8 protein-coding genes are annotated in these 6,161 nt (G+C 61.7%); 7 read left to right on the plus strand and 1 reads right to left on the minus strand.

The features are described 5' to 3' along the window. Positions 1–44: 44 nt before the first annotated feature. The 3 genes from V6F91_RS23195 to trxA all read left to right on the plus strand — a co-directional run bounded on the left by V6F91_RS23195 (position 45) and on the right by trxA (position 2,213). On the plus strand, positions 45–509 hold the full coding sequence (locus V6F91_RS23195; protein WP_332768519.1) for a YbaY family lipoprotein: 465 nt from the start codon (positions 45–47) through the stop codon (positions 507–509). After that, the gene (locus V6F91_RS23200; RefSeq protein WP_332768521.1) at positions 506–1,162 is read left to right on the plus strand and encodes a class I SAM-dependent methyltransferase; all 657 of its coding nucleotides are present in this window, start codon (positions 506–508) and stop codon (positions 1,160–1,162) included. Before V6F91_RS23195 ends, V6F91_RS23200 begins: the two co-directional genes overlap by 4 nt. Before the next feature lie 178 nt (positions 1,163–1,340). Next, on the plus strand, positions 1,341–2,213 hold the full coding sequence (trxA, locus tag V6F91_RS23205; RefSeq protein WP_332768523.1) for a thioredoxin: 873 nt from the start codon (positions 1,341–1,343) through the stop codon (positions 2,211–2,213). Positions 2,214–2,217: 4 nt separating this feature from the next. On the opposite strand, the gene V6F91_RS23210 is transcribed toward trxA, so the two are convergent. Then, positions 2,218–2,577 carry a hypothetical protein gene (locus tag V6F91_RS23210; RefSeq protein ID WP_332768525.1) on the minus strand — a complete coding sequence of 120 codons (360 nt, stop codon included), beginning with the start codon at positions 2,575–2,577 and terminating at the stop codon, positions 2,218–2,220. Between the two features lie 135 nt (positions 2,578–2,712). Here V6F91_RS23210 and V6F91_RS23215 point away from each other — a divergent pair, with 135 nt between their 5' ends. From V6F91_RS23215 to V6F91_RS23230, 4 genes are all read left to right on the plus strand, one after another. After that, positions 2,713–3,312, plus strand: a complete 600-nt coding sequence (locus V6F91_RS23215; RefSeq protein WP_332768527.1) for a DUF2796 domain-containing protein — start codon at positions 2,713–2,715, stop codon at positions 3,310–3,312. Positions 3,313–3,452: 140 nt separating this feature from the next. Continuing rightward, positions 3,453–4,163: an ABC transporter ATP-binding protein gene (locus V6F91_RS23220; protein WP_332768530.1), complete on the plus strand. Its 711-nt coding sequence runs from the start codon at positions 3,453–3,455 to the stop codon at positions 4,161–4,163. 1 nt (position 4,164) lies between these two features. Next, positions 4,165–5,430, plus strand: a complete 1,266-nt coding sequence (locus V6F91_RS23225) for an ABC transporter permease (protein ID WP_332768532.1) — start codon at positions 4,165–4,167, stop codon at positions 5,428–5,430. A gap of 11 nt (positions 5,431–5,441) precedes the next feature. Further along, positions 5,442–5,960, plus strand: a complete 519-nt coding sequence (locus V6F91_RS23230; RefSeq protein WP_203419672.1) for a DUF3299 domain-containing protein — start codon at positions 5,442–5,444, stop codon at positions 5,958–5,960. Positions 5,961–6,161: the final 201 nt, after the last annotated feature.

Raw genomic sequence — 6,161 nt, forward strand, 5'->3', positions numbered from 1 at the left:
GCATGATCGTTTGATCCATGGAATTCATTCTGCCGGAGCCTCCAATGCCGTTACGTCCGCTCGTATTGCTCAGTCTTTTCAGCCTGCTGGTGGCCTGTGGCAGCGACGCGCCCAAGCCCCAGCCGCCAACGCCAGGCCCAGCGCCGCAGCAGGCACAGAAAAAAGCCAAGGAGGCCGCCGAACTCGGCCCGCTGCCGGCCTATCAACGGGAGCTGAGCGGCACCCTGCAAGGCGTACCCACTGGGGCCGAAGTCGAACTGGCGCTGCTGGTGATCGACGAAAAAGATCGCCCGCAACAACTGCTCGCCAGCTCCAGTCTGATCGGCACCAATCAGCTGCTGCCGTTTCGCCTGCGTTTCAACCCCGAGGCCTTTCCGGCCGGTGCGCGAGTTGAGCTGCGTGGTCGTGCCAGCCAGTCCGGTCAGTTGATTCTGCATCTGCCGTCGCAGACCATCACCCAGCCGACCACCCAGGCGCTGGGCCAACTGCAATTCGTCAAAGCCCCATGACCGCACCGCTCGACCTGCAACAGGCCTTGGGTGAACTGCTCGGCGATGCTCGCCTGAAAGCCTGCTCGTTGCCCGGCACCGATTTGCAGCTGTGGCTGATCGACGGCGACAACATGGCCCGCGAATTCAGCCAGGAAGAAACCCAGCGCATCCTGCACGAGCCGCCTTACTGGAGTTTCTGCTGGGCCAGCGGCCTGGCGGTAGCGCGCTATCTGGCGCAGTTTCCCGAGTGGGTGCGCGGCAAGCGCGTGCTGGATTTCGGCGCCGGTTCCGGGATTGCCGGGATCGCGGCGGTGAAGGCCGGCGCGCGGGAAGTGGTGGCCTGCGATCTCGATCCGCTGGCGATTGCGGCGTGCCGGGCGAATGCCATATTGAATGGCGTCGAGATGCGTTATTCGACGGATTTCTTTGCCGAGGCCGATCGCTTCGATCTGATTCTGGTGGCGGACGTGTTGTACGACCGGGCCAATCTGCCGCTGCTCGATGCATTTCTCAGCCGCGGGCGCGAGGCGCTGGTGGCGGATTCACGGGTGCGGGATTTTCGCCATCCGTTGTATGAGCGAATTGAAATGCTGGAGGCGATGACCCTCCCGGATCTGGCGGAGCCTGAGGAATTCAGACATGTCAGCCTCTACCATGCGCGGCGCGACTAAAAGCTTCGCGAGCAAGCTCGCTCCCACACGGGTTTTGTGAACGACACAGATCCAATGTGGGAGCGAGCTTGCTCGCGAAGGCATTCGCTCAGATCACACACCCTCAAAGGTTGACCGCTTCCGGCCACACCCCACCAAGCCTTATAGTTGCCCCATCCACGCTTTGACGAGATCCCCCATGAGTGAGCAAACGCCGTACATCTTCGACGCCACGACGGCCGATTTCGACCAGTCGGTGATCGAGGCTTCTTTCCACAAACCGGTGCTGGTGGATTTCTGGGCCGAATGGTGCGCGCCGTGCAAGGCGCTGATGCCGATGCTGCAAGGCATCGCCGAGAGTTATCAGGGCGAGTTGTTGCTTGCCAAGGTCAATTGCGACATCGAGCAGGACATCGTCGCCCGCTTCGGTATTCGCAGCCTGCCGACCGTGGTGCTGTTCAAGGACGGTCAACCGGTCGACGGCTTTGCCGGTGCACAACCGGAATCCGCGGTGCGCGCGCTGCTCGAACCGCATGTGCAAATGCCGCCACCGGCCGCTGCCGACCCGTTCGAACAGGCCCAGGCGCTGTTCGATGAAGGGCGTTACGCCGACGCCGAAGCGGCGTTGGTAGCCATGCTCCAAGAGGACAACAGCAACGCCAAGGCGCTGATTCTGTATGCACGCTGCCTGACCGAACGCGGTGAACTGAGCGAAGCGCAGACCGTACTCGACGCAGTCAAGAGTGATGAGCATAAAGCCGCACTGGCCGGCGCCAAGGCGCAGATCCAGTTCCTCGGGCTGGCCCGTGACCTGCCGGACGCCGCCGAGCTGAAAAGCCGTCTGGCGCAAAATCCACAGGACGATGAAGCAGCCTATCAACTGGCGATCCAGCAACTGGCGCGTCAACAATACGAAGCGGCGCTGGAAGCCTTGCTCAAATTGTTCATCCGCAATCGCAGCTACGGCGAAGGCTTACCGCACAAGACCCTGCTGCAAGTGTTCGAGCTGCTCGGCAACGACCACCCGCTGGTGACCGCTTATCGCCGCAAGGTCTTCGCCGCGCTGTACTAAGCGCTCACTCGATCCAGCTATAGAGCGGCGTGTCGGCGCCGCTCTGCACTTTCACCTGCGAACTGTGACGCAAGCGCACCAGCAAACGCTTGCCGGCCGCCGCACTGCCGGTCAACCCTTCCAGCTGATCAAGCAAATCCGGCCCGCTGAGCTGCCCGGCCTGGCGCAACAGATCCTTCGCCACCTGCCACAACGCATCGTCCTGCCCCTGCGGTTTCGCCGCCGGCACCGATGCAGCCACTTCAGACGCCGCAAGCGGCGCCTGAGCATTCAGCGCCGAACCAAGCCTGGCCCAGTCACTTTCATCCAGCTCCACCGTCAAATCCACCGGCAGCGCGCCGACGGTTCCGCGTATCCGCAACATTGAATTCGCTCCTGCCTTTTTCCGACCTGCATGCTCCCATGGGACTTGTGTAACGCCAAGCACACGGGCAAACTCTGCGCACTTTCGTTATAAGATTACATAACAAACTTTTCACTTTACGCTCTGGAGTTCGCCATGCGTCGTTTGTTGCTCGCTTTGCCGTTTGCCCTGTTGCCGCTGGCCGTTGCCTACGCTGCTGACGAGCATGACCACGATCATGACCATGAGCACGGCAGCCTCGGCGCCCATGAGCATGGCGTGGGTCGATTGAATGCGGCGCTCGATGGTCAGACCCTTGAGCTGGAACTGGAAAGCCCGGCAATGAACCTGGTGGGTTTCGAGCATGCGGCCACCTCGGACGCTGACAAGGCCAAGGTCGCTGCCGCTCGTGCGCAGCTGGAAAAGCCGTTGGCGCTGTTCAGCCTGCCTGCTGCGGCCGGTTGCAAGGTGGCCAGTCAGGAACTGGAAAGTCCGCTGTTCGGCGACCAGCCGGATGCCGACGATCACGACGAAGATGAAGCGGACAAGGACGGCCACGAGCATCACCATGAACACAGCGAAATCCATGCGCACTATCAGTTCACCTGCACTACGCCGGGTGCGCTGAAGACGCTTGATCTGACGAATCTGTTCAAGACCTTCCCGGCTACGCAGAAGATTCAGGTACAACTGATCAGCGCCAGCGGCCAGCAAGGTACCGAAGTGACGGCTAAAGCCGCCGCGCTTAAATTCTAACACTCAGCGAAATACCCTTGTGGGAGCGAGCTTGCTCGCGAATGCGATTCGTCAGGCGGCTCTGAATTGACTGATCTACCGCCTTCGCGAGCAAGCTCGCTCCCACAGGAGTTATGTGTTCACCTCATGAAACTGGTGCCATGACCCAAGCACTCATCGAACTGTCCGACCTGGCCTTCAACTGGCCCGGTCACCCGCCGTTGCTGGATATTCCGGCGTTTCGTCTGGAAGCCGGCGAGACCCTGTTTCTCAAAGGCCCGAGCGGCAGCGGCAAGACCACCCTGCTCGGCTTGCTCGGCGGCGTGCAGAAGCCGGGCCGTGGCAGCATTCGCCTGCTCGGCCAGGAGCTGACCGAGCTGTCCGCCGGTGCCCGCGACACCTTTCGTGTCGACCATACCGGCTACATTTTCCAGCAGTTCAACCTGCTGCCGTTTCTCTCGGTTCGCGAGAACGTCGAACTGCCCTGCCACTTTTCGAAACTGCGCGCCCAGCGAGCGAAGCAGCGCCATGGCAGCGTCGATCAGGCCGCCGCGACCCTGCTCGCGCATTTGGGGTTAAAGGACGAAAGCCTCCTCAGCCGCCGCGCCGATTCGTTGTCGATCGGCCAGCAACAACGGGTCGCCGCTGCGCGCGCTCTGATTGGCCAGCCGGAACTGGTGATCGCCGACGAGCCGACTTCGGCGCTGGATTACGACGCCCGCGAGAATTTCATTCGCCTGTTGTTCGCCGAATGCCGCGAAGCCGGTTCCAGCTTGCTGTTTGTCAGCCATGACCAGAGCCTGGCGCCGCTGTTCGACCGTCATCTGTCCCTGGCCGAGCTCAATCGCGCCGCCACGTCTGCCGAGGTCTGAGATGTATCTGTTTCGTCTGGCCATGGCCAGCCTGGCCAACCGCCGCTTCACCGCTTTGCTCACCGCGTTCGCCATCGCTTTATCGGTGTGCTTGCTGCTCGCCGTCGAGCGCGTACGCACCGAAGCCAAAGCCAGTTTCGCCAGCACCATCAGCGGCACCGACCTGATCGTCGGCGCCCGCTCGGGTTCGGTGAACCTGCTGCTGTACTCGGTGTTCCGCATCGGCAATGCCACCAACAATATTCGCTGGGACAGCTTCGAGCACTTCGCCAACAACCCGAAAGTGAAATGGGCGATTCCGATGTCCCTCGGCGATTCGCATCGCGGCTACCGGGTGATGGGCACCACCGAAGCCTATTTCGAGCATTACCAGTACGGCCGTCAGCAGCACTTGGCGCTGGCCGACGGACGTGCGTTTGCGACAGATCCGTTTGAAGTAGTGCTCGGTGCCGAAGTCGCCGAAGCGCTGCACTACAAGCTCGGCGACAAACTGGTGCTGGCTCACGGCGTGGCGGCGATCAGCCTGGTCAAGCACGACGACAAACCGTTCACCGTGGTCGGCATTCTCCAGCGCACCGGCACCCCGGTCGATCGCACGCTGCACATCAGTCTCGGCGGCATGGAAGCGATCCACATCGACTGGCACAACGGCGTGCCGGCGCGCGGCAACGGCCGGATCACCGCTGATGAGGCGCGCAACATGGACCTGACGCCGCAAGCGATCACCGCGTTCATGCTCGGCCTCAATAGCAAGATTTCCACCTTCGCCTTGCAGCGCGAAATCAATGAATTTCGCGGTGAGCCAATGCTGGCGATCCTGCCGGGCGTGGCCTTGCAGGAATTGTGGAGCCTGATGAGTACCGCGGAAAAAGCCTTGTTCGTGGTCTCGCTGTTTGTGGTGTTGACCGGGTTGATCGGCATGCTCACGGCGATTCTCACCAGCCTCAACGAGCGGCGCCGCGAGATGGCGATTCTGCGTTCGGTGGGTGCGCGGCCCTGGCACATCGCGAGCCTGCTGGTGCTCGAGGCGTTTGCCTTGGCGTTGACCGGGGTGATCGCTGGGCTGGCGCTGTTGTACATCGGCATCGCCGCCGCACAAGGTTACGTGCAGGCCAATTATGGTTTGTATCTGCCGCTGGCGTGGCCGAGCGAGTATGAATGGACGCTGCTCGGTGGCATTCTGGCGGCCGCGCTGCTGATGGGCAGCGTGCCGGCCTGGCGTGCTTACCGCCAATCTTTGGCCGATGGCCTGTCGATCCGTTTATGAGGAAGTTCACCATGCCCCGCGCCGTGCTCGCGCTGCTGTTGCTGATCGCGCTGCCCGTTTGGGCAGCTGCGCCGAAGGACCTGACGTGGTCGGAAATGATTCCGCCGGACGCCGCACCGGAAGTGCCGAACATGACCCCGCTGCATGACCTGTCGAAGATGGGCGATGCGCTGTCGGCCGAATCCGCCCCGGCGGCCAAGCAGGACCTGCCGAATGCGCCGGTGGTGCAGAGCCTCGACGGACAGAACATTCGTTTGCCGGGCTACATCGTGCCGCTGGAAGTCAGCGAAGAAGGCCGCACCACGGACTTCCTGCTGGTGCCGTATTTCGGCGCCTGCATCCACGTGCCGCCACCGCCATCGAACCAGATCGTGCATGTGAAAAGCGAACTCGGCGTGAAGCTTGACGAGTTGTATCAGCCGTACTGGGTCGAGGGGCCACTGCAGGTCAAGGCATCGAGCAGCGAACTGGCGGATGCCGGGTATCAGATGGAGGCACAGAAGATTTATGCGTATGAGCTGCCGGAGTGAGTCCTGCTGATTTTTGTGCCGATTGACCGGGCCCCTTCGCGAGCAGGCTCGCTCCCACAGGGGATCGCATTTCAAATGTGGGAGATTCTATGGTTCATGCCTAGCCCCTAAACGCCTTTGGGTGAGTATTCGCTCTGGTTTTTCAACAGAGCAAATACCACCCGTGCAAGCTTGCGGGCTAGTGCGACCAGTGCTTGGGTA

It is taken from the genome of Pseudomonas koreensis, from assembly GCF_036668835.1.
GTDB classification, from domain to species: Bacteria; Pseudomonadota; Gammaproteobacteria; order Pseudomonadales; family Pseudomonadaceae; genus Aquipseudomonas; species Aquipseudomonas koreensis_I.